General features: G+C 53.5%; 23 protein-coding genes, 4 tRNA genes and 1 pseudogene. 11 read left to right on the top strand and 17 right to left on the bottom strand.

Annotation, left to right across the window (positions count from 1 at the left end):
• Positions 1-58 precede the first annotated feature (58 nt).
• Both recQ and pldA read right to left on the bottom strand, forming a co-directional pair.
• Complete coding sequence (gene recQ / locus ACLJRS_RS21720; RefSeq protein ID WP_001533487.1) at positions 59-1,888, bottom strand: ATP-dependent DNA helicase RecQ; 1,830 nt, start codon at positions 1,886-1,888, stop codon at positions 59-61.
• A gap of 83 nt (positions 1,889-1,971) precedes the next feature.
• The gene (gene pldA, locus ACLJRS_RS21725) at positions 1,972-2,841 is read right to left on the bottom strand and encodes a phospholipase A (protein ID WP_001201692.1); all 870 of its coding nucleotides are present in this window, start codon (positions 2,839-2,841) and stop codon (positions 1,972-1,974) included.
• A gap of 164 nt (positions 2,842-3,005) precedes the next feature.
• On the opposite strand from pldA, the gene yigI reads away from it, so the two are divergent.
• Together yigI and rarD are read left to right on the top strand one after the other, a co-directional pair.
• A complete protein-coding gene (gene yigI / locus ACLJRS_RS21730) occupies positions 3,006-3,473 on the top strand; it encodes an acyl-CoA thioesterase YigI (protein WP_001277136.1) in 468 nt (155 codons plus the stop codon).
• Between the two features lie 43 nt (positions 3,474-3,516).
• Positions 3,517-4,404 (top strand): EamA family transporter RarD, encoded by an 888-nt coding sequence (gene rarD / locus ACLJRS_RS21735; RefSeq protein ID WP_000339081.1) that lies wholly within the window; start codon positions 3,517-3,519, stop codon positions 4,402-4,404.
• A gap of 39 nt (positions 4,405-4,443) precedes the next feature.
• Here the strand turns inward: rarD and ACLJRS_RS21740 are convergent, their stop codons facing one another.
• Complete coding sequence (locus tag ACLJRS_RS21740; RefSeq protein ID WP_001170054.1) at positions 4,444-4,740, bottom strand: hypothetical protein; 297 nt, start codon at positions 4,738-4,740, stop codon at positions 4,444-4,446.
• 174 nt (positions 4,741-4,914) lie between these two features.
• On the opposite strand from ACLJRS_RS21740, the gene ACLJRS_RS21745 reads away from it, so the two are divergent.
• Complete coding sequence (locus tag ACLJRS_RS21745; RefSeq protein WP_000619297.1) at positions 4,915-5,295, top strand: hypothetical protein; 381 nt, start codon at positions 4,915-4,917, stop codon at positions 5,293-5,295.
• A gap of 47 nt (positions 5,296-5,342) precedes the next feature.
• Here ACLJRS_RS21745 and corA read toward each other — a convergent pair whose 3' ends face one another.
• The 8 genes from corA to lptM form a co-directional block, all read right to left on the bottom strand.
• Positions 5,343-6,293 (bottom strand): magnesium/cobalt transporter CorA, encoded by a 951-nt coding sequence (gene corA / locus ACLJRS_RS21750; RefSeq protein WP_000947139.1) that lies wholly within the window; start codon positions 6,291-6,293, stop codon positions 5,343-5,345.
• 155 nt (positions 6,294-6,448) lie between these two features.
• Positions 6,449-6,505, bottom strand: a complete 57-nt coding sequence (gene ysgD, locus ACLJRS_RS21755; RefSeq protein ID WP_212723238.1) for a YsgD/CorL family protein — start codon at positions 6,503-6,505, stop codon at positions 6,449-6,451.
• A 259-nt stretch (positions 6,506-6,764) separates the two neighbouring features.
• Complete coding sequence (gene uvrD / locus ACLJRS_RS21760) at positions 6,765-8,927, bottom strand: DNA helicase II (protein WP_410957902.1); 2,163 nt, start codon at positions 8,925-8,927, stop codon at positions 6,765-6,767.
• 135 nt (positions 8,928-9,062) lie between these two features.
• Entirely contained in the window at positions 9,063-9,779 is a 717-nt protein-coding gene (gene yigB / locus ACLJRS_RS21765; RefSeq protein ID WP_001213560.1) for a 5-amino-6-(5-phospho-D-ribitylamino)uracil phosphatase YigB, read from the bottom strand.
• A complete protein-coding gene (xerC, locus tag ACLJRS_RS21770; RefSeq protein ID WP_000132877.1) occupies positions 9,779-10,681 on the bottom strand; it encodes a tyrosine recombinase XerC in 903 nt (300 codons plus the stop codon). Before xerC ends, yigB begins: the two co-directional genes overlap by 1 nt.
• Complete coding sequence (locus tag ACLJRS_RS21775) at positions 10,678-11,385, bottom strand: DUF484 domain-containing protein (RefSeq protein ID WP_000812766.1); 708 nt, start codon at positions 11,383-11,385, stop codon at positions 10,678-10,680. Before ACLJRS_RS21775 ends, xerC begins: the two co-directional genes overlap by 4 nt.
• On the bottom strand, positions 11,382-12,206 hold the full coding sequence (gene dapF / locus ACLJRS_RS21780) for a diaminopimelate epimerase (protein ID WP_001160671.1): 825 nt from the start codon (positions 12,204-12,206) through the stop codon (positions 11,382-11,384). The genes ACLJRS_RS21775 and dapF overlap by 4 nt, the downstream gene beginning before the upstream one ends.
• A 36-nt stretch (positions 12,207-12,242) precedes the next feature.
• The gene (lptM, locus tag ACLJRS_RS21785) at positions 12,243-12,446 is read right to left on the bottom strand and encodes an LPS translocon maturation chaperone LptM (protein WP_000799903.1); all 204 of its coding nucleotides are present in this window, start codon (positions 12,444-12,446) and stop codon (positions 12,243-12,245) included.
• A gap of 185 nt (positions 12,447-12,631) precedes the next feature.
• On the opposite strand from lptM, the gene ACLJRS_RS21790 reads away from it, so the two are divergent.
• From ACLJRS_RS21790 to cyaY, 4 genes and pseudogenes are all read left to right on the top strand, one after another.
• Positions 12,632-12,883: a hypothetical protein gene (locus ACLJRS_RS21790; protein ID WP_001621231.1), complete on the top strand. Its 252-nt coding sequence runs from the start codon at positions 12,632-12,634 to the stop codon at positions 12,881-12,883.
• Positions 12,853-13,155: pseudogene (locus ACLJRS_RS21795) on the top strand (hypothetical protein); the annotation flags it as partial. The gene ACLJRS_RS21790 and the pseudogene ACLJRS_RS21795, both read left to right, overlap by 31 nt.
• The gene (locus ACLJRS_RS21800; protein ID WP_001125570.1) at positions 13,143-13,532 is read left to right on the top strand and encodes a DUF3021 family protein; all 390 of its coding nucleotides are present in this window, start codon (positions 13,143-13,145) and stop codon (positions 13,530-13,532) included. The pseudogene ACLJRS_RS21795 and the gene ACLJRS_RS21800, both read left to right, overlap by 13 nt.
• Positions 13,533-13,601: 69 nt before the next feature.
• Positions 13,602-13,922: an iron donor protein CyaY gene (gene cyaY / locus ACLJRS_RS21805; RefSeq protein WP_000999921.1), complete on the top strand. Its 321-nt coding sequence runs from the start codon at positions 13,602-13,604 to the stop codon at positions 13,920-13,922.
• Positions 13,923-13,999: 77 nt separating this feature from the next.
• On the opposite strand, the gene cyaA is transcribed toward cyaY, so the two are convergent.
• Positions 14,000-16,546 (bottom strand): class I adenylate cyclase, encoded by a 2,547-nt coding sequence (cyaA, locus tag ACLJRS_RS21810; protein ID WP_000281718.1) that lies wholly within the window; start codon positions 16,544-16,546, stop codon positions 14,000-14,002.
• Positions 16,547-16,922: 376 nt separating this feature from the next.
• Here cyaA and hemC point away from each other — a divergent pair, with 376 nt between their 5' ends.
• The 4 genes from hemC to hemY are packed head-to-tail and all read left to right on the top strand — an operon-like array spanning position 16,923 to position 20,991.
• A complete protein-coding gene (gene hemC / locus ACLJRS_RS21815) occupies positions 16,923-17,864 on the top strand; it encodes a hydroxymethylbilane synthase (protein WP_001521319.1) in 942 nt (313 codons plus the stop codon).
• Positions 17,861-18,601 (top strand): uroporphyrinogen-III synthase, encoded by a 741-nt coding sequence (gene hemD / locus ACLJRS_RS21820; protein ID WP_000025490.1) that lies wholly within the window; start codon positions 17,861-17,863, stop codon positions 18,599-18,601. The genes hemC and hemD overlap by 4 nt, the downstream gene beginning before the upstream one ends.
• Before the next feature lie 21 nt (positions 18,602-18,622).
• The gene (gene hemX, locus ACLJRS_RS21825) at positions 18,623-19,792 is read left to right on the top strand and encodes a uroporphyrinogen-III C-methyltransferase (protein WP_000138967.1); all 1,170 of its coding nucleotides are present in this window, start codon (positions 18,623-18,625) and stop codon (positions 19,790-19,792) included.
• Positions 19,793-19,794: 2 nt separating this feature from the next.
• Positions 19,795-20,991 (top strand): protoheme IX biogenesis protein HemY, encoded by a 1,197-nt coding sequence (hemY, locus tag ACLJRS_RS21830; protein WP_031606719.1) that lies wholly within the window; start codon positions 19,795-19,797, stop codon positions 20,989-20,991.
• A gap of 581 nt (positions 20,992-21,572) precedes the next feature.
• Here the strand turns inward: hemY and ACLJRS_RS21835 are convergent.
• From ACLJRS_RS21835 to thrP, 5 genes are all read right to left on the bottom strand, one after another.
• A tRNA-Pro gene (locus tag ACLJRS_RS21835) sits at positions 21,573-21,649 on the bottom strand.
• Between the two features lie 42 nt (positions 21,650-21,691).
• A tRNA-Leu gene (locus tag ACLJRS_RS21840) sits at positions 21,692-21,778 on the bottom strand.
• 20 nt (positions 21,779-21,798) lie between these two features.
• A tRNA-His gene (locus ACLJRS_RS21845) sits at positions 21,799-21,874 on the bottom strand.
• 54 nt (positions 21,875-21,928) lie between these two features.
• Positions 21,929-22,005, bottom strand: a tRNA-Arg gene (locus ACLJRS_RS21850).
• Between the two features lie 102 nt (positions 22,006-22,107).
• Entirely contained in the window at positions 22,108-23,493 is a 1,386-nt protein-coding gene (thrP, locus tag ACLJRS_RS21855; protein ID WP_000818378.1) for a bifunctional threonine/serine APC transporter ThrP, read from the bottom strand.
• Positions 23,494-23,642: the final 149 nt, after the last annotated feature.

Genomic DNA, 23,642 nt, shown 5'->3' on the forward strand with positions numbered 1-23,642 from the left:
TGGCTCGCGGGGAAATAGTTCAGTGAGTCACCATCCTGGCACTTTTTTGCCGGGCTGACTACTCTTCGTCATCACCATCGACATGCGCGCGGATGAGCGCCATGAATTCTTTCCCGAAGCGCTCCAGTTTGCGCATCCCAACCCCGTTAACGCTTAACATCTCGCTGGCGGAAACCGGCATCTGTTCCGCCATTTCTATCAGCGTGGCGTCGTTAAAGACCACATACGGCGGGATATTCTCTTCATCAGCGATAGCTTTACGCAGCTTGCGCAACTTAGCGAACAATTTGCGATCGTAATTACCGCCGAACGATTTCTGCATCACGCGGGGTTTGAGGGCGACAATGCGCGGCACCGCAAGCTTTAGCGGAACGTCTCCACGGAGTACCGGACGCGCGGCATCCGTCAACTGTAATGCGGAGTGCTGCGCAATATTTTGCATTACCAGCCCCAGATGAATGAGCTGGCGAATCACGCTCACCCAGTGCTCATGGCTCTTTTCGCGTCCCATGCCATAAACCTTGAGTTTGTCATGACCGAAATCGCGGATGCGTTGGTTATTCGCGCCGCGGATCACCTCGACAACGTAGCCCATGCCAAAACGCTGGTTAACCCGACCAATGGTAGAAAGCGCAATCTGGGCATCGTTTAAGCCATCATATTGTTTGGGCGGATCGAGACAGATATCGCAGTTGCCGCACGGTTCTTGTCGGCCTTCGCCAAAGTAATTAAGCAATACCAGGCGACGGCAGGTTTGCGCTTCAGCAAAAGCGCCCATCGCATTCAGTTTATGCCGTTCAATATCCTGAAGCTGTCCGGCTGGTTTCTCTTCCAGACAACGACGTAGCCAGGCCATATCAGCCGGATCGTAAAATAGCATGGCTTCCGCAGGCAGTCCGTCGCGCCCGGCGCGGCCCGTTTCCTGATAGTAGGATTCAATATTGCGCGGGATATCGAAATGCACAACGAAACGTACGTTAGGTTTGTTTATGCCCATTCCAAAAGCGACGGTCGCCACCACGATTTGCAGATCGTCGCGCTGAAATTTTTCCTGCACATCGGCGCGAATAGCGTTTTCCAGCCCCGCATGATAGGCCGCCGCGCTAATGCCGCGACTTTGCAAGCGCGCAGCGGTATCTTCCACTTTCGCCCGACTGTTGCAGTAGATGATACCCGATTTGCCGCGTTGCTCCTGAACATAGCGCATTAGCTGGTCGAGCGGCTTAAACTTCTCCATCAGCATGTAGCGGATATTCGGTCGGTCAAAGCTACTGATCTGGATTAACGGATCGTTAAGCCCAAGCAGACGAATAATATCCTGGCGCGTGGTGTCGTCGGCGGTGGCGGTCAATGCCATAAACGGCAAAGCGGGAAAACGCTGGCGAAGCTGACCGAGCGCCGCATATTCCGGACGGAAATCATGTCCCCACTGCGAGATACAGTGCGCTTCATCCACCGCCAGCAATACCGGATTCCAGTGCGCCAGATGATCAAGAAAGTTGTCCAGCATCAGGCGTTCCGGCGCAATATACAGCAGACGAATCTGTCCGGTACGGCACCCCGCCATCACCTCAAGCTGCTGCTCGCGGCTTTGAGTGGAGTTCAGGCACGCCGCCGCCACCCCGTTCGCCAGTAGCTGATCGACCTGGTCTTTCATCAACGAGATCAGGGGCGAAACGACGACGGTCAATCCGTCCAGCAACAACGCGGGGATTTGATAGCACAGAGATTTGCCGCCGCCGGTGGGCATGACGACCAGACAGTCGCGACCGGAGAGCGCAGTATCAATAATCGCTTCCTGGCCCGGGCGAAACTGTTGGTAGCCAAAGGTTTCCTGCAAAACCTGTTTGGCCCCTGATTCCAGATTCAACACTTCCGCCTGCGCCACATTAACCCCGTTCACCATAAATCAAAACAGGCGCTATTTTCAGCGCCTGCGAGAGAAACTGCAATGTTTAAAACACAATCCAATCAGAAGATATCGTTAAGCATCACGCCGACGCCGACACGTGTCTGATTAAAATTATAGTCGATCAGCGATTCGCCATAGCCGCTGTACACCTGGGTATAAAGCCGGACATGTTTAGTGACCGGATAGCTTAATCCAACTTCCGCGCCGCCGTAGCCTGTATTCCAGTTGTACTGGCCTTTGGCGCTTAATACCGCCTCGCCCAGGTGATAACCGATTTTAAGCTGGTAATAACCCATATATTTGGTGATGTCCGGATTATCATCGGTACTGCCAATCACGTACCACGGTTTGACCTCTACCAGCCAGTTACCGTTTTCGGCCATCAGACGGGTATACAGACGGTTCCAGCTACGCGAGGTGGGGTCCGAACGTCCGTTAGAGTCATGGTTGTAGCCCATCTCTACGTCGCGCAGCGTCCAGCCGGCAAAGCGATAATCGGTAGCAAAACCAAGAAAAAGCTGCGGTTCGTAGTTGGTTTCGCGAAACGGCGAAGACTCTTTACTGTTGGAAAGCTGCCACCAGGATTTCTGCGTATAGGAAGCGCCCAGTACCGAGTTCGGCCCCAGTATTCCGCGCCACAGCGGAAACGCCAGGCTCAACTGAAATTTCACTTCATCTTTACGTGCGTTTTCAGACCAGTTGTAGGTACTTATGGCCTCTTTGTTCAGATCGCTGGTGTTCGTGTAGATCAAGTAGTTCGTGTCATAAGGGTAAAGCGTAAAAGGGTTATCATGCTCCTGTAGCATGTTAGCGATGATACTTCCCCGTACTGCAGGCGCATCATGAACCTCTTTTATCGTAGCTTCTTGTGCATATGCCGCTAATGGCAGTAGCGTGGCTGGCAACAACCCTCTCAAAATCGCCCGCATTCTTGACGTTCTCCTGACGAAGTATTTTCAGCTTGAATCATTCTCTGCCAACCATTTTTACATATTTACACACATAGCCGTTAGTTATCCCTTCTTAAAGTAGAAAACAACAATTAAGAAGCATAATATCAACATTTCATTAACCAATGAGGTGTCAGGAATCTATGTCCGCTGTACTTACCGCTGAACAAGCTCTGAAATTAGTGGGTGAAATGTTTGTCTACCACATGCCGTTTAATCGGGCGTTAGGGCTGGAGCTGGAACGCTATGAAAAAGCGTTCGCCCAACTGGCCTTCAACAACCAGCCGATGATGGTCGGCAACTGGGCGCAAAGCATTTTACACGGCGGCGTGATCGCCTCTGCGCTGGATGTCGCCGCCGGACTGGTATGCGTCGGCAGCACGCTAACTCGCCACGAAACCATCAGCGAAGATGAACTACGCCAGCGCCTGTCGCGGATGGGAACGATTGACCTGCGCGTCGATTACCTGCGTCCGGGCAGAGGCAACCGCTTTACGGCCACCAGTAGCCTGCTGCGCGCAGGGAATAAAGTGGCCGTCGCCCGCGTGGAATTACACAATGAAGATCAGCTGTACATCGCCAGCGCCACCGCTACTTATATGGTGGGATAAAAGCAGGTAAACTGTTGTTACACTTCAGATACGAGTTTTCCGGATGGACGCAAAACAAACACGGCAGGGCGTATTACTCGCTCTTGCCGCCTATTTTATTTGGGGGATCGCCCCCGCGTATTTCAAGCTGATCTATTACGTTCCCGCAGATGAGATCCTGACGCACCGCGTGATTTGGTCATTTTTCTTTATGGTGGCGCTGCTTAGCGTCAGTCGGCAGTGGCGACAGGTTAAGCGCCTACTGAAAACGCCAAAGAAGATTTTCCTGCTGGCCCTGTCCGCCGTACTGGTCGGCGGTAACTGGCTATTGTTCATTTGGGCGGTAAATAATCACCATATGCTGGAGGCCAGCCTGGGTTATTTCATTAATCCGCTGGTTAACATCTTGCTGGGGATGATTTTTCTTGGCGAACGCTTCCGTCGAATGCAGTGGCTGGCGGTGATTCTGGCGGTGTGCGGCGTGCTGGTGCAACTCTGGACCTTTGGCTCGCTGCCGATTATCGCGCTGGGGCTGGCGTTTAGTTTTGCGTTTTACGGCCTGGTGCGTAAGAAGATCGCCGTTGAAGCGCAGACGGGTATGCTGGTTGAAACGCTATGGCTGTTGCCGGTCGCCGCGATTTATCTGTTTGGCATCGCCGATAGCCCTACCAGCCATATGGGGCAAAACGCACTATCGTTGAACTTGCTGTTAATGGCGGCGGGTGTGGTCACTACGATTCCGCTGCTGTGCTTCACCGGAGCGGCTACGCGTCTGCGTCTTTCTACACTGGGCTTTTTCCAGTATATCGGCCCAACGCTGATGTTTTTACTGGCGGTGACGTTTTATGGCGAAGTGCCGGGCGCGGATAAGATGGTGACATTTGCGTTTATCTGGGTCGCGCTGGCGATTTTCGTGATGGATGCGATTTATACGCAGCGGCGTAAGCATTAAATAATAAAATGGCAGCTATTATCTGGCTGCCATTTTATGTTATTTCTTCTTAGTAAATAGCAATACAATAAATAATATAATATTTGTTACTGGAAACACGCCCAACACACCAATAAACTTATTCCAACCAACAAACGTTAAATAGCGGGCATGGATCTGGCAAAAGCCGAATCCCAACGCTATTCCAATCCCCCTCAAATTTAATGAAGTACAAATCGACAGTACACCGAGCAGGACAATAGCAATCACCCACCATCCAATCCAGGCTTTAATGAATTCGGCTTTAGAAAAAGGGTCTTTACCAAAATAAATTTGCCAGAAATTTTTCTTTTGCATTTTATGAAATCCATTCATTGAAATTGTTAATTACCAGATAATATATTTAATTATTATCGATTGCTGTACAGCGTAATTATCATGACATTAATTACCATTGCTGTCATTAGAAAATTCAGTGTAATATATTTACATGTGAGATCTGAAGTTGGTTATCAATATGGAAAAAATAATATGATTAGGATTATTAAAGATATTTTTCACCCTTCCCCAAGGGATACATTGAAGCGAGCAAAGTTTGTTATTTATACATTATCATCATGGATAATATTATTTACTATAATGCCTAAAAACCAATATCTTAATTTAATATTTATTATTGCCAATACCTATATCCATATTAATATTGGCGCGAAGAGAATCAGAGATTCAGGTTGCAGGGCACTTTATTTCATCGCATTGTCTATAGGTGTAAATGTCTTCTGTACAGTCAGTGTCGCACTCAATGGGGCTGATTGCGATAACATTGGTATACAACTCAATATTGCCTGGGTAATACTCACAACACTACTGCTATCTTTCATCGCTTCTTCAAAACAAGAACTTTCCTCATGATGAAGAACTTCCAACGGACTGGCGGTTAAATCGCCAGTCCGTATATTTTACAGCCAGTTCTTGCGCTTAAAGTACAGATACGGCGCAAGCCCCGCCAGAATCATAAAGATAATCGCGCCTGGATAACCAAAGCTCCACTTCAGCTCCGGCATAAACTCGAAGTTCATCCCATAGCTGGAAGCGACCAGCGTCGGCGGCAGGAACACCACGGAAACCACCGAGAAGATTTTGATAATACGGTTCTGCTCGATGTTGATGAAACCCATCGCCGCCTGCATCAGGAAGTTCACCTTCTGGAACAGCGATTCATTGTGCGGCAGCAGAGATTCGATATCGCGCAGGATCTCACGCGCCTGCTCCAGCTGTCCGCCCGGTAAGCGCGCCTTGCGCACCAGGAAGTTCAGCGCGCGTTGGGTATCCATCAGACACAGGCGTACCTTCCAGCCGATATCTTCCAGCTCCGCCAGCGTGGAGAGCGCTTCGTCGTATTCATCGCCCTGATGCCCTTCCATAATGACGCGGCTCAGTTTTTCCAGATCGCTGTAGATGTTTTCGATTTCATCCGCCAACTGTTCAATTTTGGTTTCGAACAGATCGAGCAGTAGTTCGTAAGCATTACCATCGACCATCGCCTGGCTGCGGGCGCGCATACGATACAAACGGAAGGCGGGCAGCTCGCGTTCACGTAGCGTAAACAGACGGCCATCGCGAATAGTGAATGCCACCGTAGAGTTACCGGCATGATCTTCCGCATCTTCGAAGAAGAAGAAGGAGTGGATATGCAGTCCGTCTTCGTCTTCAAAGAAGCGCGCGGATGCTTCGATATCTTCCAGTTCAGGACGCGTCGCCAGACTCTGGCCCAGCTCAGATTGTACGCGCAATCGCTCGTCGTCGTCCGGTTCGACCAAATCGACCCATACGGCATCAATCAGGCTTTGTGACTCCTCGACTTCCAGCCGGGTCAGTCGGTTTTTTTCCAGTTGAAATGCGCTCAGCATGACCGGGACTCCCAATGCGTAAAAATATCGGACAGTTCAGATGGGCACACAGAAACAAATTGGGTTTCAGACCATTAAACAGCCTGACTCAACGCGACGGGAAAAAATGAAAGGTCGCTGACAACCGCTAAGGCTATCAGCAAAAAGGGATAGCCTTAGGAGTTGATCCTGGATGACAGGATAATGAGCCAGTATCTACTGGGTGTGTCCAAGGCGAATGTCCTCTTAGCGTAATCGTGGGCGCATGTTACGCCAGCAAAAATTTGCCGTCAACACGCAACGAAACGCGAAAAAGCAATAATTTCCCCTTATGCAGAAAGGTTAGCAGAGTGAGAGTATTTATCTATGATTTCAGAATATTAACATCAATATATCGCCGGATGGCGGCTTCGCCTTATCCGGCCTACAAATCAAAATGTTAGCCAGCGCGTAGGCCGGATAAGACGCGCCATCCGGCACTATGAGAGCCGGTCAAACCGTTTCCAGCTTCGCATACGCGGCAACCAGCCATTTGATCCCTTGCCCCTGAAAAGCCACCTGCAACCGGCTATGCTCGCCGCTGCCCTCCAGGTTGACAATAGTTCCCTCGCCGAACTTCGCATGGCGCACGCGTTGACCGAGTTTGTAGCCTGTGTCGTTTTCCGCCAGCGGCGTTCCCATTCGTTGATGGCTCACCGGACGACTGACGGTGGCGCGCAGACGGACCTCTTCCACGCACTCTTCCGGCAACTCGCCGATAAAACGCGACGGGCGATGGTAGACCTCTTTACCGTACAGACGACGCGTTTCCGCATAGGTTAGCGTCAGTTTCTGCATGGCACGGGTAACGCCGACGTAGGCCAGACGACGCTCCTCTTCCAAACGCCCGCCCTCATCCAGCGACATCTGGCTGGGGAACATGCCCTCTTCCATGCCGACAATAAACACCTGCGGAAACTCCAGGCCTTTGGCCGAGTGCAGCGTCATCAGCTGTACCGCATCCTGCCAGGTATCCGCCTGCCCCTCGCCCGCTTCCAGCGCCGCGTGAGAGAGGAAGGCCTGCAACGGCATCAAATCTTCATCTTCGTCGTTGTAGCTGAACTGCCGCGTTGCCGTCACCAGTTCCTCTAAGTTTTCGATGCGCGTCTGGCCTTTCTCGCCTTTTTCTTGCTCATACATGGTGCGCAGGCCGGAATCTTTGATCACCCGGTCAGTCTGCACATGCAGCGGCATGTCGGCGGTTTCCTGCGCCAGGGCGTCGATCAGTTCCATAAAGCGTTGCAGCGCGCTGGCCGCACGCCCGGCCAGGGCTTTTTCCTGTAACAATTCACGGCACGCCTGCCACAATGTTAGCTGGCGATCGCGCGAGGTCTGACGCACCACGTCCAGCGTGCGGTCACCGATGCCGCGCGTTGGGGTATTCACCACGCGTTCAAAGGCGGCATCATCGTTGCGATTGGCAATCAAACGCAGATAAGAGAGCGCATCTTTGATCTCCTGGCGTTCGAAGAAGCGCATACCGCCGTAAATGCGGTACGGCATACTGGCCTGTAATAACGCTTCTTCCAGCACGCGCGACTGGGCGTTGCTGCGATAAAGGATGGCGCATTGCGCAAGCGCGCCGCCGTTGTCCTGCCAGGTTTTGATACGGTTAACCACAAAGCGCGCTTCATCCAGTTCGTTGAAAGCGCAGTACAGCGATATCGGTTCGCCGTCAACGCCGTCAGTCCACAGCTTTTTACCCAAACGCCCATTGTTATTCTCAATCAGAGCGTTCGCCGCGCTAAGGATGTTGCTGGTCGAGCGGTAATTCTGCTCCAGACGAATGGTCTGCGCGCCGGGGAAATCATTGAGGAAGCGCTGGATGTTCTCTACCTGGGCCCCGCGCCAGCCGTAGATCGACTGGTCATCGTCGCCAACGATCATCACCTTGCCGGTGTCGCCCGCCAGCAGACGAACCCAGGCGTACTGAATGTTGTTGGTATCCTGGAATTCGTCCACCAGGATGTTAGTAAACCGCTCGCGATAGTGTTGCAGGATGTGCGGCTTGTTCAGCCATAGTTCATGAGCGCGCAGCAGTAGCTCGGCAAAATCCACCAGACCAGCGCGATCGCACGCTTCCTGATAGGCCTGATACACCTTCTGCCAGGTCTGTTCCACCGGATTGCCATAGCTTTGGATATGGTGCGGGCGTAGCCCTTCGTCTTTCTGGCTATTGATGTACCACATCGCCTGACGCGGCGGCCACTGCTTCTCATCAAGATTCATCGCCTTAATCAGGCGTTTAAGCAAACGCATCTGATCTTCGCTGTCGAGAATCTGGAAATCCTGCGGCAAATTAGCGTCCATATGATGCGCGCGCAGCAGGCGGTGCGCCAGACCGTGGAACGTCCCTACCCACATTCCGCCCTGGCAGGTCCCCATCAACTGGCCAATACGATGGCGCATTTCCGCCGCCGCTTTATTGGTAAAGGTCACCGCCATGATGGAATATGGCGAGTTGTTTTCTACGCTCAGTAACCAGGCGATACGGTGCACCAGCACGCGGGTTTTCCCGCTTCCCGCGCCCGCCAACACCAGCATGTTGCTACGTGGCGCGGCCACCGCTTCGCGCTGTTTATCATTAAGGCTGTCGAGCAGGTAAGAAACGTCCATTGGCACCGCCGCGTAAAAACATGAAAACTAAAAACGCCCGGTGGCGCTTCGCTTACCGGGGCTACTTATCGTAGGGCGGATAAGCATAGCGCCATCCGCCAGAATAACTGGGAATTTATACAGAACTACTGGTGATTATATCAGCGAGGTGAGAGATGCCAACCGCGAAATTTCGATATGCGGCAGTAAACGGCTGTCTTGCGTCCGCATCAGGTCGGCATTTTCAGGTTTAATCCAGCAGGCCTGCATCCCACAGCGAATAGCGCCAGCCACATCGGTAGTCAGATCATCGCCGACATGCAGGATCTCGCCGATCGGCACATGCAGCTTTTCCGCCGCCAGGAAATACATGTCGCTAAACGGCTTGGAACGTCCATCCGGGCCGGCGCGCAGTACAAACTTAAAGTAATCGCCGAGGCCAAACAGTTCCGGCTGGGCGTTGCCGTTAGTGATCGCCACCAGCGGCCATTTTTTCGCAAGCTGCTGTAACGTCTCATGGGTAGCCTGCGGAACCTCAATCTGGCTGCGCCATTTGGCAAAATGCATCATCGCCGCATTCGCGCCGGCAATGGCCTCCTGCGCCGATAATCCCGCATCCCGCATGGCCTGCTCTATCGCGCGATGGCGCCAGCGGGTAACGTCATGATAGATTTCCGGCTCCGCTTCACGCACCGCCTGCCGTATCCGCTGTAAATCGACGTTTTGAAACGAACGTAGCGACGGGTGATAATTTTGCATAAAAGCGAGCGCTTCCTGCTCAGTACGCAAAATCACCGGACGGTTATCATAAAGGGTATCATCCAGGTCAAAGGTGAGCGCGGCAATACGCCCCAAAGGCCGGTAAAAACGCATTATTTCCCCCGTTTAGCGCGCGGATGCGCCGCGTCGTACACTGAAGCAAGATGTTGAAAATCAAGATGAGTATAAATTTGGGTGGTGGAAAGGTTGGCATGACCCAGAAGCTCTTGCACGCCGCGCAGATCGCCGCTCGATTCCAGCATATGGGTCGCGAACGAATGGCGCAGCTTATGTGGATGCACGTGGCTGTTTAGCCCCTGCTTTATGCCCCATTCGGCGAACCGTTTTTGGACATTGCGCGCGGAGATACGCTTGCCGAGCTTCGACAGGAATAACGCCTCTTCATCGCTGGCGAACAGGCCGCGCAGATCCAGCCAGTGCTCAATCCACGTCACCGCGTTACGGCCAATCGGCAGGCGTCGCTCTTTGCTGCCTTTACCCATTACCCACACTTCGCCGGTATCAAGATCGAGGTGCTTTATATCCAGGCCAACCAGTTCGGATAAACGCAGCCCCGCGCCGTACATGACCTCCAGCATCGCCCGATCACGTACGGCGAGCGGATCGTTAAGATCGATGTCCAGCAGGCGGTTAACGTCGTCGACATCAATATTTTTCGGCAGATGACGCGGCGCTTTCGGTGCGGAGACACCCTTCGCCGGGTTAGCTTTCAATTCGCCCTGACTGACTAACCAGTCAAAAAAGCTTCGCAATGCCGAGAGACGTAGCGCCAGACTGGCAGGGCCAAGCCCTTTGCGCCGACTGCGCACCGCAAAACTGCGCACAATCGCAGCGTCACATTGTTGCCAGCTTTTCAGCCCGGTTTCTCCGGCTAAAGCGATAATGGCATCAAGCTGACGCTGGTAGTTCTGCAGGGTAATAGGGCTAAGCTGGCGCTCCACGCCTAAATAGCGCAGGAACCGCGAGACGTCCTGAGAAAGCGCGACATCCGTCATACGCGTTTAATCCAGCGTTCCAGCAGTTCCGGCAGCATCAGCGCGATCTCCTGTAAAAGCTGCGTCCCCTGTCCCGGCTGATAGTGATGCGGGTCACGGCTGCTGAAGAGAATCACCCCGAGGTCGCCATCGCTGCCCATCATCGACATGGCTACCGAGCCTACAGCCTTCGCCTCCGGCAAGACTACCAGCAGTTCCGGGCCGTTTAGCGGGCCAAGATAATGCTGCGACTGTCCCAGCCGTTGAATACGCAGCGGCTCAAAGGCCTGACGGTTTAAAGCCAGATGTGTATAGCGCGATGGCGCGCCAAGACGCCACCGCTCCGGGAACAAACGCAGCGTCGCGCCGGCAAGCCCCAAATCGCGCGCCCAGCGGTGAAACCGCACTAGCATCTCATCCAGACTATCCGCGGCGACCAGACGGCTTTGCAGATGCAGCAAGCGATAAAACAGGCTTTCATTGGCATGAGCCTGTTCCATCAGCAGCGTCATATTTTCTTCAAGCACATTGATGTGATTACGCGCGCGGGCCATATGCCACTCAACGAGCGAAACCGTTCCCCGCACGGGATGTGGAACACGCATCGCTTCAACGGCGTGGGCGTTACGGATAAAAAACTCAGGGTGGTGGCGCAGGTAATCGACGACCGCTCGATCGTCCAGTTCCGTGAGCGTTTCCTGTAGTTCTTCCTCTGGTTGCTTCATAAATGGATAAATCCGTCGTAGATATGTGCCGCCGGACCAGTCATGTATAACGGATGACCCGGACCTTTCCAGGCGATATCCAGCCGACCGCCCGGTAATTCCACGCGTACTTCTTCAGCCAGCAGCCCCTGCTGAATCCCCACGGCAACGGCAGCGCACGCGCCGCTGCCGCACGCGCGGGTCTCCCCTGCGCCGCGTTCATAGACTCGCAGCCGGATATGCTCACGTCTTACAACCTGCATAAAACCAATGTTGGCGCGTTCCGGAAAACGCTCATGGCTTTCCAGAACCGGCCCCAGTGTTTCAACGGCCGCCGTGTCGACGTTATCAACCTGAATGACACAGTGCGGATTGCCCATTGAAACCACGCCGCACAGTATGGTCTGTTCCGCCGCTCGCATAATATACGTCTTTTCCGCTTTGTTGGCGCGAAAAGGCACCTGCGCGGGTTCAAAGTTTGGCTCCCCCATATTCACCCGCACCAGTTCATCTTCCGTGACGCTCAGTACCATCCGGCCATTCGCGGTACTGACCCGAATGTCGCGTTTATTGGTTAGCCCTTTCAGGCGAACAAATCGCGCGAAACAGCGCGCGCCATTGCCGCACTGCGAGACTTCACTGCCGTCGGCGTTGAAGATGCGGTAATGAAAGTCCAACTCAGGATCATAGGGCGGCTCAACCACCAGCAGCTGATCGAACCCTACGCCCAGGTGTCTGTCGGATAGCCGACGAATCAGTTCCGGCGAAAAAAAGACATTCTGCGTTACCGCGTCGACGACCATAAAATCGTTGCCAAGGCCATGCATTTTAGAGAATTGCATCATTCACTCCGTTCACGCGGGGACAGAAAACTATCCTCAGTAATTGACCTGGGACGGGCCATCTCCCGTTGCGCGATCGTTCTTATCGGGCATCGTGGACTGCGTTTGCGAATCGACTTTTTTCGTCGGCGGCGGCGCATTTTTATCGGCTGGCGGGAAATAAAGCGGCCCTTTCAAACCGCAGCCCGTCAGGCTGAACAGAGTCAGAAGTACAGCGAGTGTCTTAAACACGTTTTTCATTATGGATTGCCTGTAAGTTCATGCTTTCTATTTTCTATCATCGCAGGAGAAGGCGTAAAAGCAAGCGTTTAGGGGCTCTTTATAAAATCTGAAAAGCGGCGCGTTGCCATGATTATTGCGCATTTACATCAGGGAACATGCTTTGCTAATCACTTTAGGTTTACGTACCACGTCCGGATGACCTTATGCAATATCGTAATTTGTTTTGCCTTTTTTCGCTTTCACTTCTGCTGCCTCCCGCCTGGGGATGCCGGCTGAGTGAATCTCCGCACAATGTTTATCAACGGCAAGGCAGCGGCGTGGTTTATCTCCAGCCAGAAGAGGAGAACAATCTTTCGTTGCCGGAGGTGAATTTCAAACGCCTGCGTCGGTTACCCAATTCATTGATTAACCCGGCAACTCAGGGCTGGAACTGGATAGCACAGCCCCCTTCCTGAACCAGAAAATTAACGCCGGAAAAGAGCACGGCTACTTTATGCATAATAGCCAGCAGGCTCAGGATATTCAGGTCTTTAGCATCAATGGGCCGCTAAAAGTCACCAAGCGTTTTGCGTATGACAACCGCTATGTTTATACGTGGATTGGCAGCCAGCTTTACCGAACAGCATCCCCCTGCCCGGATAAGACGCATACTCTGAATAGGAACGTCATGTACACCAATAATAAAGATATCATCATCATAACGCAGGCGCAGGAATGCCAAAAATGACGCCGCTAAGCCGTTTTGCGCGCTTGAATAAACATTTGAAAAACGCCCTTTGGGGCGTGGGGATCGGTTCATGCATTTACGTCATTATTGAAAGCGTTATGCACGGCACGATAAACGGTGTTGAAGCTGCCGGAGTCCTGACGATAAGCGCGGTACTCGGTCTGCTTAGCGCTCTTTTAGATATCAAAGCAAAGCCGCGCGCCCCCTTAATCCTGTTGCATTTTCTCCTCTGCGGCGGCTGCGTCGCGCTGATGGTGGCAATGCTGTCGGCTCTGAACCATTTCCCGGTTAACGCGTCCGTCATACTTATCACCAGTGCGCTATTTATCGTCATTTATCTACCGCTGAGTTTTATCCTTTACCGCTCACAACGGTAATTCGTATCGGTTCCAGAAGCTGACGCTTCCCCTTATACTGGCGCTATCACTCAATAGCGAGATAAAACAATGAACGACAGTGAATTTCATCGCCTGGCTGACGCCCTGTGGCTCACCATTGAAGAACGCCTCGATAACTGGGACGGCGATAGCGATATCGACTGCGAAATCAACGGCGGCGTGCTGACCCTCAGCTTTGAGAACGGCAGTAAGATCATTATTAACCGTCAGGAGCCGCTGCACCAGGTGTGGCTGGCAACCAAACAGGGCGGCTATCACTTTGACCTGAAAGATGACGAGTGGGTTTGCGATCGCAGCGGCGAAACCTTCTGGGATCTGCTGGAGCAGGCGGCGACGCAGCAGGCGGGTGAAAAGGTGAGTTTTCGTTGATTTATTTGCCGGATGCGCTTTGCTTATCCGGCGTACTGTAGGCCCGGTAAGGCGTAGCCGCCACCGGGCGAAAATCCTCAGGAGAAATACTGCTGCAATAGCGGCGCGTCATGATCCTGGTTTGCTGGCGGCACGGTGTTGATAGGCTGCGTACGGAATGGGATCACCTGTGCGCGGCCATCGGTTTTCACTATCTGGTAGAACTGCGGCAGGTTAAAGTTGATAAAACTGGAGCCATACGTGAAGCGATCGTGCGATGACGAATAGAAGCGACTGACGTCGCGCACCAGTTCTTCCTTGCTACCCTCGCAGTGGTGATACACTTCCGCCCGGTTACTTTCATCCAGAATATAAATATTAAAGCCTTTCTCATCGCCCGTTTCTTCAAAGAAGAACTGGATGATCCCTTCGCTGGCGAAGCCATCCACCACTGACGGCAATTTCACCTGGTTGGTTTCCACCTGTACCGACAGCCCGTGCAGCTTGTTATGCGAAATCGCGCCGTAGAATTCGATAGCGTTCTCCAGCTTCTGCACCGAGACATTCAAGCGTTCGAAGAATAGCCCCCACGTCTGCCCGGAAACCCGCAGCGCCTTGAAGCGACCGGTCTCCTGACGGGTGCTGGAAAGACGTAGCTCAATACATTCGGAGACCAGTTGCTGCACACGGGTGCGAATCAGGCCGCGAAGATGCTGACTGTAGCAGAACACCTCCACGCTATCCGGCGGCGCGGCATCCTGGTGCATTTTCCCCAGAATCGTTTTCAGCGCTTCGATCATCGCCTGCTCGCCGTTAAAGTGCAGAGTACGCACTTCGTTCCACGAGTTGCGATATAACAAGTCGATACTGCCTATCAGACAGTTTTGCTCTTCGCCAAAGCTGAAAACGTCCAGCTTACGGAAGTCAAAATGGACCACTTTATTGCGAAACGCCGCCGTCGGGTCATATTCGAGGTTAACGATAATCGCCAGATGGCGAATTTCACAGGGGCTGTAGAGCGCTTTCGGCGTCGGAGCAGGCAAGCGCAGCGGGAAATGGTGCGAAACATCGGCGACCATCTCCTGCAACTTAGGCAGGTCGACAATACCGTTGCCCTTAATAAACAGATGCGTTCGCGACGTCAGCAGGCCGTTGAACCACGCCCACGCGACCAACTTATTAAGATAACGGTTATATTCCAGCGGCTGGTGGCTGATGATGGAATCCATGTTCGGCGCGCGGTTGTAGAGATACCAGCCTGAACGGTTGGCGCGTCCCGGCGGCACATGGATAAAGGTTAAATTCGGCTCGGACAGATCCGGCGATATCTGCGGGTTCACCAGCGTGACTTTACCCGGCAACGCTTCAAAAGCCGCGTACAGCTTACGCGTCAGTACGCCGATATCCTGCGGGCTGGCACTCACGCTGAGGTTGTTGCGCCGCGCAAAGCGAATCAGATTACGATAGCTCTGCATCATGGCGTCGAGCAATTCGTTGTGGGCTTCGCGCACCTGATCGATTTTCCAGTTTGCGCGATTATCGAGCATGGTCAGACGCGCGTCGTCCCATCCCCACTCGCTGACTAACTGGCTTAATACTTCCCGACGCCAGCCTACGCAGGCACGCTCGCGACTTAATTTCTCGCACACTTTCAGGTAAAAGCAGCGGCGGACTAAATCCAGCCGCGTCGGATCTTCAATCGCCGTCAGGTATTCAGTGACCCGTTCCAGCATCATGCAGTAGGGATCGAGTCCAAACGATACGATTTCACCGTCATGCAGACGTTGTTTAATATCTTTCGCCAGCAGACGTGGGTTGGGATATTCCCATGAGTAGGCTTCCAGCAGCAGCGTTTTCAGCACCGCTTTGTACGGCGAGTCAATGCTCTTGTATAGCTGCCACAGGCTGGCGCCAAAGTACTCTTCGGCGGAGAGCGAGCTTAAGCCCCCCAGATCCAGCCATTCGTTTGGCGTTAATACGCCCTGCGCGTAGAGCGTCATGACATAGTCGTCGTAATGCTCTTCTTCGTCGCACGGCACCATGCTCCACAGGATACGCTTCCCGGCCAGGCGCACAGCGGTACGATAAAACTCATCAAGCAACAGGATATGCTGCGTAGAACCACAGTCTTCCCCGCCCAGACTGCCGCTTTCGTTATGGCGGAAACGGTTCTCGTCGATCAGGAAGAAGCTCACCTCAACGCCAAGCGAGGCGGCCCAGCTTTCCAGCAGGCTACACTTACGTTGCAGCAACTGACGCTCTTCGCCGTCGAGCCAGGACTGATGGCACACCCAGATATCCAGGTCGGACGAACAGCTCTGCCCGACCGAGGAGGTGCTGCCCATGGTGTAAACGCCGGTAATCGGCAGCTCGCCCTTCGGCGGGTCCTGCGGCGTCATACCGCGGTACAGCTCAAGTTCGTTCAGATAGTGGCGTTGGGTTTCATCAGGCGTGTAGAAGCAAATACCGCTGGGAACGTTACCATCAAGGTAACCCGGCATCAGTGGATGGTGATAGTGCAATAATGTCGGCAGAAGACTGTAAACCTGCTGAAAAGCGGGTCCCATGGCAGCAAGCGCGCGATCCACACGCAGTTGATTTATGGCATCCAGTCTCTGTTTCAGAGTCTCAATATAGAGGTACAAGACGTATCGCCTGATGTTGCTACCCGTCATGGTGCAGGTCAGTACTTGACCGTCGCCATTCGGGATAAACCGTATGTCAAAAATAACCGTTACCCTTTCTCGTCTGCATATTTTTATCTAATACCGACGAAAAAATGGTCTAAAACGTGATCAATTTAACACCTTGCTCATTGACCGTAAAGAAAGATGCGCTACATACAAGTGTAGCACCGTTCGCTGCGTGTAAATTCTTAAATACGGGCTGGCGGTTTCTCGTCATTATTCACTGTCATTGACGACACTGCGCCTTATCCTCTCACTCACGGTGACCGGAAAACTAACATACTCTCTATAAGGATGTTAGGATGGTCAATGATTGATAATGACGGTAACAAGCATGTTAGACAATGTTTTAAGAATTGCCACACGCCAAAGTCCCCTTGCGCTTTGGCAGGCACATTATGTCAAAGACGCATTGATGGCAACCCATCCGGGACTGACGGTAGAACTGGTGCCGATGGTCACACGCGGCGACGTGATTCTCGATACTCCCCTGGCAAAAGTGGGCGGTAAGGGACTGTTTGTTAAAGAGCTTGAAATCGCGCTGCTGGAAAAGCGCGCTGATATCGCCGTGCACTCTATGAAAGACGTTCCGGTGGCCTTCCCGGACGGTCTCGGTCTGGTGACCATTTGCGAGCGCGAAGATCCGCGCGACGCGTTTGTCTCGAATAAATATCACAGTCTGGACGATCTGCCCGCGGGTAGTATCGTCGGGACGTCCAGTTTGCGTCGTCAGTGTCAACTGGCGGAACGCCGTCCGGACCTCATTATCCGTTCGTTGCGCGGCAACGTCGGCACACGTCTCGGCAAGCTGGACAACGGCGACTATGACGCCATTATCCTGGCCGTGGCCGGTCTGAAACGCTTAGGTCTGGAGTCGCGCATTCGCACAGCCTTGCCGCCCGACGTTTCACTTCCTGCCGTAGGCCAGGGCGCCGTCGGGATTGAGTGTCGTCTTGACGACGCGCGAACGCAGGCGCTGCTCGCACCGTTGAATCACTCGCAAACCGCGCTGCGCGTAACGGCGGAACGCGCTATGAACACCCGCCTGGAAGGCGGGTGTCAGGTGCCAATTGGCAGCTATGCAGAAATCATCAACGGTGAAATTTGGTTACGCGCGCTGGTTGGCGCACCGGACGGTTCGGTGATGGTGCGCGGCGAACGTCGTGGTTCTCCCGAGCAGGCGGAGCAAATGGGCATCTCGCTTGCAGAGGAACTGCTGGAAAACGGCGCACGCGCGATTCTGACGGAAGTTTATAACGGCGAGACGCCCGCATGAGTATTCTGATCACCCGCCCCTCTCCCGCAGGGGAAGCGTTAGTGAGCCGTCTGCGCGCACTGGGGCAGGTGGCCTGGAGTTTTCCACTGATTGAATTTGTCGCCGGTCGGGAGCTACCCACCCTGGCCGACCGCCTGGCGACGCTCGCGGAAAACGATCTGGTTTTTGCCCTTTCACAGCACGCTGTCGCCTTTGCTCACGCCCAGCTCCAGCGGGATGGTCGAAACTGGCCTGCGTCGCCGCGCTATTTCGCGATTGGCCGCACCACGGCGCTCGCCCTTCATACCGTTAGCGGGTTCGATATTCGTTATCCATTGGATCGGGAAATCAGCGAAGCCTTGCTACAATTACCTGAATTACAAAATATTGCGGGCAAACGCGCGCTGATTTTGCGTGGCAATGGCGGCCGCGAACTGCTGGGCGAAACCCTGACAGCTCGCGGAGCCGAAGTCAGTTTTTGTGAATGTTATCAACGATGTGCGAAACATTACGATGGCGCGGAAGAAGCGATGCGCTGGCATACTCGCGGCGTAACAACGCTTGTTGTTACCAGCGGCGAGATGTTGCAACGGCTCTGGTCGCTGACTCCCGAGTGGTATCGTGAGCACTGGTTACTACGCTGTCGGCTATTGGTCGTCAGTGAACGTCTGGCGCACCTCGCCCGGGAGCTGGGCTGGCAAGATATTAAGGTCGCTGATAACGCCGACAACGATGCGCTGTTGCGCGCATTACAATAACTCTCATAATGGGATGCCATAATGACGGAACAAGAAAAATCCTCCGCCGTGGTTGATGAGACCAGGGAGAGCGTGGAAACCACGCCACAGCCAGTTAATACCGAGAAAAAAAGTAAGAACGGCGCCGCGCTGGTATTAAGCGCGGTGGCGATTGCGATTGCCCTGGCGGCAGGTATTGGGCTTTATGGCTGGGGGAAACAGCAAGCAACCGCGCAAACGGAAACCAGCGATGCGCTGGCGACGCAACTGACCGCCTTGCAAAAGGCGCAGGAGAGCCAAAAAGCGGAGCTGGAAGGGATTATCAAAAAACAAGCGGCGCAGTTAGAAGACGCGAATCGCCAACAGGCGGCGCTGGCGAAACAGCTTGATGAAGTACAACAAAAAGTCGCCACTATTTCCGGCAGCGATGCTAAAACCTGGCTGCTGGCGCAGGCTGATTTCCTGGTGAAACTCGCCGGACGCAAGCTATGGAGCGATCAGGACGTCACTACCGCCGCTGCGCTGCTCAAAAGCGCTGACGCCAGTCTGGCGGACATGAATGACCCCAGCCTGATTACCGCACGACGCGCGATTACTGACGATATCGCCAGCCTGTCATCCGTTGCGCAGATCGACTACGACGGCATTATTCTCAAGCTCAATCAGCTCTCTAACCAAATCGATAACCTGCGTCTGGCGGATAACGATACCGATGGTTCGCCGATGGATTCAGACAGCAGCGAGCTGTCCAGCTCGCTAAGCGAATGGCGCGTTAACCTGCAAAAAAGCTGGCAGAACTTTATGGACAGCTTTATTACCATTCGCCGCCGCGATGATACCGCCGTACCGCTGTTGGCGCCCAACCAGGACGTCTATTTACGCGAAAATATTCGCTCCCGCCTGTTAGTCGCCGCGCAGGCCGTGCCACGCCATCAGGAAGAAACATACCGTCAGGCGCTGGATAACGTTTCGACCTGGGTTCGCGCTTATTACGATACTGACGACGCCGCGACAAAAGCCTTCCTGGAGGAGGTCGATAAATTAAGCCAGCAAAATATCACGATGGATCTGCCGGAAACCCTGGGAAGCCAGGCGATTCTTGAAAAACTGATGCAAACCCGCGTGCGTAATCTGCTGGCGCAACCGACAGTCTCTACGGCAGCGCCTGCCACGCAGACAGACGCTCCGGCAGCCGCGCCGCAAGGAGAATAATGATGCTAAAAGTATTATTGCTCTTTGTGTTGTTGCTCGCGGGTATCGTGGTCGGCCCGATGATAGCCGGTCACCAGGGCTATGTGTTAATCCAGACCGATAACTACAACATTGAAACCAGCGTCACCGGACTGGCGATCATTCTCATCGTCGCTATGGTGGTGCTATTCGCCATTGAGTGGTTGCTACGCCGTCTGTTTCGTACCGGCGCGCACACCCGCGGTTGGTTTGCCGGCCGTAAACGCCGTCGCGCCCGCAAGCAGACCGAACAGGCGCTGCTGAAGCTGGCGGAGGGCGACTATCAGCAGGTTGAAAAGCTGATGTCAAAAAATGCCGACCATGCTGAACAACCGGTGGTAAATTATCTGCTGGCGGCAGAAGCGGCGCAGCAGCGCGGCGATGAAGCACGCGCTAATCAGCACCTTGAACGTGCGGCAGAGCTGGCGGGGAACGACACCATCCCGGTCGAGATCACGCGCGTGCGCTTACAGCTGGCGCGCAATGAAAATCACGCAGCGCGTCACGGCGTGGACAAACTGCTGGAGGTCACGCCGCGTCACCCGGAAGTTCTGCGTCTGGCGGAGCAGGCCTATATTCGCACCAGCGCATGGAGTTCTTTACTGGATATCATCCCATCCATGGCGAAAGCGCACGTCGGCGATGAAGCGCATCGCGCCATGCTCGAACAACAGGCGTGGATAGGACTCATGGATCAGGCGCGCGCCGAGCAGGGCAGCGAAGGATTACGCACCTGGTGGAAAAACCAAAGCCGTAAAACCCGCCATCAGGTGGCGCTGCAGGTCGCGATGGCCGAGCATCTGATCGAATGTGACGATCATGATATGGCGCAGCAGATTATCATCGATGGTCTGAAACGCCAGTATGACGATCGGCTGGTGCTGCCCATTCCTCGCCTCAGAACCAATAATCCGGAACAACTGGAGAAAGTGCTGCGCCAGCAAATCAAGACGGTAGGCGATCGCCCGCTGTTATGGAGCACGCTCGGCCAGTCGCTAATGAAACACGGTGAATGGCAGGAGGCGACTCTGGCTTTCCGCGCCGCGCTGAAACAACGCCCGGACGCGTATGATTATGCCTGGCTTGCCGATGCGCTTGATCGACTGCATCAACCGGAAGAGGCTGCCGCCATGCGGCGCGACGGCCTGATGCTGACATTACAGAACAATCCCTCGCAGTAATTCCCTCTTGCCCGGTGGCGCTTCGCTTACCGGGCTTACCGCCTACACAAAATCATTCGGAATGCATAAAAAAACGCCTGCCCGGTTAAGGGGCAGGCGTCAAAACAGGTCTGTATGACAACATAAAGGGGTGCTTCACTCAACGTTGTGTCCAGGGTGTTTGATGAGGCGTAAGCGACATCTGTCAGTGGACGATAAGCACCGTAAACGGCTCTGCATCATTCCTGAGTTTATGAGGCCAGAAGGCGAACATAAGAGATGGCATGAGCATCTACCCGTACATTATTGCACATAACGTGCCATCTTTGCACCGCTAAAAAACAGGCGCAGGCATTAAAAAAACGTAGAGAATTCACGCGATTGACATCCCCCCGCTGCTGGCGAGGTTTTAGCGTGTCGCCCGGCGGAGACAGAACAGGATGCTTTTTATAAAGTGATTATAAATCAATAGATTATTCGTCACCGAATAGCGACAAATAAAGTCTGGGATATCGCCAATAAACCATAATGGCAACACGTGCGGGGTAAGTAGTTGAAAATGAACAGAAAACAAAAAACCCCGCCGAAGCGGGGTTCAAAATTGGTCGGCGAGAGAGGATTCGAACCTCCGACCCACTGGTCCCAAACCAGTTGCGCTACCAAGCTGCGCTACTCGCCGATATACTGCTTTTTTGAATTTTTAGTTCAATTCATTGAGTCGTGGTGCGAGGGGGGGGACTTGAACCCCCACGTCCGTAAGGACACTAACACCTGAAGCTAGCGCGTCTACCAATTCCGCCACCTTCGCGTTTCACAACTCTATATTAATGGGGTGGCTAATGGGATTCGAACCCACGACAACTGGAATCACAATCCAGGGCTCTACCAACTGAGCTATAGCCACCACTGAAACTTTTTACGCGGTATTAAACCACCGCAGCTCAAGCACCTAAATAAATGGTACGCCCGACAGGATTCGAACCTGAGACCTCTGCCTCCGGAGGGCAGCGCTCTATCCAGCTGAGCTACGGGCGCTTAGCGCCGTTGCGGGGGTGGATAATACGGACTTCACACCCCGCTGTCCAGTGCCTTTTTAAATAAAATGCGCGTTTGGTTATGCTTTGCGCATTTTGGCGCTTATTCCCCCACCTTGTGGGCGGTTCCGTGACGATTCAGACCGAAAACTTTGTAGACCAGCGTGACGGCCAGCAGGAAGATGACGCCGACAAACAGCGACATGCGCGTATCTTCATTAAAGTACATGCCGATTAAAACGCAAACCAGAAACGCCATCGTCAAATAGTTCGCCCACGGAAACATAATGGAACGAAAAGGATGATCCGCAATCGCTTCTTTATGCGCCCGACGAAAGCGCAGTTGGCTAATCAGAATGACAAACCACGGCACCATCCCCGGCAGTACGCTGGCGCTATAAACGTAAACAAAGACGCGCTGCGGATTGGGGATGATGTAGTTCAGGCAAGAACCTACCAACAAAATCAAAATAGAGAGCGCCACGCCCGCGACCGGCACGCCGTGGCGAGAGACTTTCGCGACTGCCGCCGGCAGTTGACGGTTTTTCGCCAGCGCGTAAAGCATACGCCCACAGCTATACATTCCGCTGTTACAGCCGGAGAGCGCCGCCGTCAGCACGACAAAGTTGATAATGCCTGCCGCGGCGGTGATGCCGATTTTCGCGAAGGTGAGCACAAAGGGACTGCCGTTGCTGCCAATCTCATTCCACGGGAAAATGGTGACGATTACGAAAATCGCGCCAACATAAAAAATCAGGATACGCCACAGCACTTTACCCACCGCGCTACGCAACGTCACCTGCGGATTCTTCGCTTCACCGGCGGTAATACCGATCAACTCAACCCCCTGATAAGAGGCCACCACGATACATAATGCGGTCAGAAAGCCTTTCCAGCCGCCGGCAAAAAAGCCGCCATGCTCGGTCAGATTACCAAAGCCAATCGCCTGGCCGCCGTTACCAAAGCCGAAGAAAATCACCCCCAGACCGATGATGATCATCACAATAATCGTGGTGACTTTGATCATCGCAAACCAGAACTCGATTTCACCATACAGGCGCACCGCAGCCAGATTCGCCAACGCGACCAGTCCGACGGCAATCAGCGCCGGTATCCACTGCGCCATCTCCGGAAACCAGAACTGGACGTAGACACCAATGGCGGTAATTTCCGAGATCCCGACCGCCATCCACATAAACCAGTATGACCAGGCGGTAAGATAGCCAAAAAAAGGACTCATATACCGGTGGGCGTACACGGCAAAGGAGCCGGTAACAGGTTCCAGAAAGAGCATCTCCCCCATCGAACGCATGATGAAAAAGACGAACAATCCGGCGATGATATACGCCAGCAGCACTGACGGGCCCGCCCATTTCAGCGTACTGGCGGCGCCCATAAAGAGTCCGACGCCGATGGTGCCCCCGAGGGCAATCAATTCAATATGACGAGCTTCCAGCCCACGCTGTAGCTCCGGTTTTTTCTCTGCCATAAATCCTCATGTCGTGTTTGCAACGGTTCCGGTAGTACCGGTTATTGTTATGGGTACATCGATTGTTGCGAATATTTTCTTAAATTTGGACAAATGGCAAATGGAGCATTAAAAAAATGCACTTATTGTGTAAGAAATCATCGATTATG

The sequence above is a fragment of the Salmonella sp. SAL00670 genome (assembly GCF_046552235.1).
GTDB classification, from domain to species: Bacteria; Pseudomonadota; Gammaproteobacteria; order Enterobacterales; family Enterobacteriaceae; genus Salmonella; species Salmonella enterica.